The 3,579-nt window shown below is 52.8% G+C and carries 3 protein-coding genes; all 3 read right to left on the minus strand.

All coding sequences use genetic code 11. From position 1 onward, the window contains the following. A partial coding sequence (locus KOR42_RS27600; RefSeq protein ID WP_231741145.1) for a hypothetical protein occupies positions 1-242 on the minus strand: 242 nt, incomplete at its 3' end. A gap of 273 nt (positions 243-515) precedes the next feature. Further along, complete coding sequence (locus KOR42_RS25910; RefSeq protein ID WP_146512697.1) at positions 516-3,122, minus strand: heavy metal translocating P-type ATPase; 2,607 nt, start codon at positions 3,120-3,122, stop codon at positions 516-518. A gap of 206 nt (positions 3,123-3,328) precedes the next feature. After that, positions 3,329-3,579: hypothetical protein (locus KOR42_RS27605; protein ID WP_231741146.1), on the minus strand; the 251-nt coding region annotated here is incomplete at its 5' end.

Consider the following 3,579-nt stretch of genomic DNA (forward strand, 5'->3'; position numbering starts at 1 on the left):
AATGTCGAATCGTTACTCCCCAACCACTGGCTGGCAACGCACCCCCAACACCGCTGGAACATCGCCGAAAGAAGAAAACAAGAACGCGAAACCAAAGCCAACACCCCGTAGTTCACCATGCGCTTACCTGTGTGCCAGGCAATCAGGATGAGTGACCAGATAAGCATTGCCAACGCAAAAATGATATCCATGTCCGAGTCAGGGGCATTTTCTTCAAGATAGAGCATTCGCCATACGAGCATTGAGACCCCCATGACCGACGAAACGAGAATCGCGAAAATTGCTTACCTGAAAGCGAAAATACAAACCAGGGGGATGCCGATACACACTACCGTTTCAATGACGATTGGGGGCATTTGAAGACGATCCGATCAGCGCTCATGCCAGTTCGTTGAGATGATGAAGAGGAGAATCTCACGAAATGATCGAGAGCAGAAAGATGTTCTTTTAAGAGTTGCTCATGATGTTAATTATCAAGTAACCGTCCGAGATTGATGTTGGTCGGTGATAGCAACTTACGAATTCGCAGTGCTCGTCGATGTTTGGTTGTCGAGTTGGACGGAGCGAAGGCGGAGTGAGTTGGCGATGACGGATACGGAGCTGAGGCTCATGGCAGCTGCTGCGATCATCGGGCTGAGAAGTATTCCGAAGAATGGATAAAGCACTCCTGCAGCGATGGGCACTCCGAGGACGTTGTAGATGAATGCGAAGAACAGGTTCTGCCGAATGTTCTTCATCGTCGCTCGACTGAGGCGAATGGCCCGTTCGATTCCGCGGAGGTCGCCTTTGACCAGGGTCACCCCGGCGCTTTCAATCGCGACGTCTGTCCCGGTTCCCATGGCGATCCCAACGTCAGAGGCAGCGAGAGCAGGCGCATCGTTGATTCCATCGCCAGCCATGGCCACTCTTCGGTTCTGTTGTTTCAATTCCTGGACGCGGTTGTGCTTGTCTTCAGGACTTACCCCAGCTGCGACTTCATCGATGTTCAGCTGTTTGGCAACATGTTGGGCGGTCACTTCGTTGTCTCCGGTCAGCATGGCGACCTTGATTCCAAGCTGATGAAGTCCCTGAACCGCATTCGGAGTTGATTCCTTAATCGGGTCATTTACAGCGAGCAGTCCGACAAGTTGTTGACCAATCGCAACATAAACGACGGTGCTTCCCTCGGATCGTAGTCCATCTGCCCGGTTTCGGACTTTCTCGATACCCTGAACGTTGTTTGTAATTAAGAACTTGGGGCTTCCGACGATAAGATGGTCATCGTTAATTGTTCCTTGTATTCCCAATCCGGTTGAGGAATCAAAGTCTTGAACGTCTGGCAACGAAAGTTTGCGTTCCCGGGCCGCTTGAAGAATCGCGTCTCCGAGTGGGTGTTCACTCTGTTGTTCGAGTGCGGCTGTCTTGGTTAATAGTTCGTCTTCGCTTATCTCGCTGAGTGTAACGATATCAACGAGCTTGGGTTTTCCTTCAGTTAAGGTGCCGGTCTTATCGACAATCAGGTAATCAATTTTCTCGAGTGCTTCGAGTGCTTCAGCATCTTTAATGAGAACCCCTTCCTTCGCTCCGCGACCCACACCGACCATGATCGACATCGGAGTCGCCAACCCGAGTGCACACGGACACGCGATCACCAGAACAGCAACCGCGTTCACGAATGCGTACGCGAAGCGAGTTTCCGTCGGTCCAAAGATCGACCACAGTATGAATGTGAGAATTGAGACCAGAATCACAGCTGGGACGAAGTAGCCGGAAACCGTGTCCGCTAACTTCTGAATCGGAGCCCGGCTGCGTTGGGCATTGGCGACCATTTCGACAATACGGGAGAGCGTTGTTTCGCTGCCAACTTTCTCTGCAACCATTTCAAAGGAGCCGGTTTGGTTCACTGTTCCGCCGATGGCGTTGTCGCCGGTTTTCTTTCGGACTGGAATCGGTTCGCCGGTGATCATCGACTCATCCACCGTACTCTGGCCGGAGACCACTGATCCGTCGACGGGAATTTTGTCGCCCGGGACGATTCGAATTCTGTCCCCTTCAACAACCTGCTCCAATGGAATTGTTTGTTCCTGCCCATCACGGATAACTCGAGCTCTATCCGGTGAAAGCGACATCAGCTCACGGATCGCTCCGCTTGTCTGTTTTCGTGCCCGGAGTTCCAAAACCTGTCCGAGGAGCACGAGCGCGATAATCATCGTCGATGCTTCGAAGTAAACGGGGACGTTTCCGTGTGTGAGAAAGCTTTCAGGAATAAAGTCCGGGAACAGCATGGCGATAATGCTGAAGAAATAAGCTGCCGCTGTCCCCATGCCGATCAGCGTGAACATATTCAGATTGCCGGTTTTCAGAGAGCGAATTCCCCGAACGAGAAACGGCCAGCCGCACCAGAAGAATACCGGGGTGGCGAAGACGAGTTGTAACCAGTGTGATGCAGCCACGCCGACCCACGAATGAATCGGAATGCCAATCATCTCACCCATCGCGAGGATCATGATGGGAATGGTCAATGCAACGGCCACCCAAAATCGGCGCGTCATTGAATTCAACTCATCATCATCGTCGTCGTCATCAAGGACGATCGTTTTCGGTTCCAGATCCATGCCGCAGATCGGGCAGTCTCCCGGTCCGTCCTGTTCGATCTCCGGATGCATCGGGCAGGTGTAAATCGTTTTTCGTTCACCACGAAAGGACGGGTTTCTCTCCAAAGCCATTCCGCACTTGGGGCAATCGCTGGGGACATCACTCTCGACACCGGGGCACATCGGGCAGACGTACTTCGCTTCGCTGTCCGCATTCGCCGTCATCGTTCCATCGCCGTGACAACAGTCGTGCGTCGCTTTTGTGTCGTCATTTGAGAGACTGCCGAACTCGACGATGTTCAGCTCGCCGCCTCCACAACACTCGCTGTCTGAAGCGGGCTGCGAAGTTTTGGAAGGAGCAGGTTCCGAGTGGCAACAACTCTCGTGCTCGGTCGACTCAAGAGTCTGAAGTTCACCTGGCGAATTCTCACGCGACTCGAATTTCTGCAGGCAATGCTGACTACAGAAGTAGTGAGTTTCTCCGTCGACGGTCGTTTTCAGTTCCGTCGATTCGTCAACATGCATTCCGCAAATGGGGTCAATCGCCATCTTCTATGCTTTCGGATATCCGTTCGAGACCGGGCGCAGGTTCGCTTCAATGTACCGTCTTCTTCAAGTGATTGTTCACTTCGACTCGTTGGAAGTGAAGAGTCGCAAACAATGAGTTCGTTCCAGTAGTGGTCAGACTCGTGTCGTGCCTTCGATGATAACACGCATTGTGCGAGAGGACTCACTTTGAAGACGCGCAACGATGCTCAAACCCGTGGCGGCACGGAGATTCGCACATTCACTGATCCCGGAATGCTCGAGGATCGAAGAGAGGCAAGAAGCGAAAGGAATGCTTCCGAGAAGAGTCGCCGCTGCCAGAACCGGGCGTACGTGTAGACATCGGTTAGAAAACGTAGCGCTCGACGGGCGAAAAACGGAGCGCTGTTGTTGATAAGGAACCCGGTGGAGGGATGTGAGCGTCTCGGCCGGGAGTGTCGGTACAGGTTATTTCGTCTTT

Source organism: Thalassoglobus neptunius (genome assembly GCF_007859735.1).
Classification (GTDB): domain Bacteria; phylum Planctomycetota; class Planctomycetia; order Planctomycetales; family Planctomycetaceae; genus Thalassoglobus; species Thalassoglobus neptunius.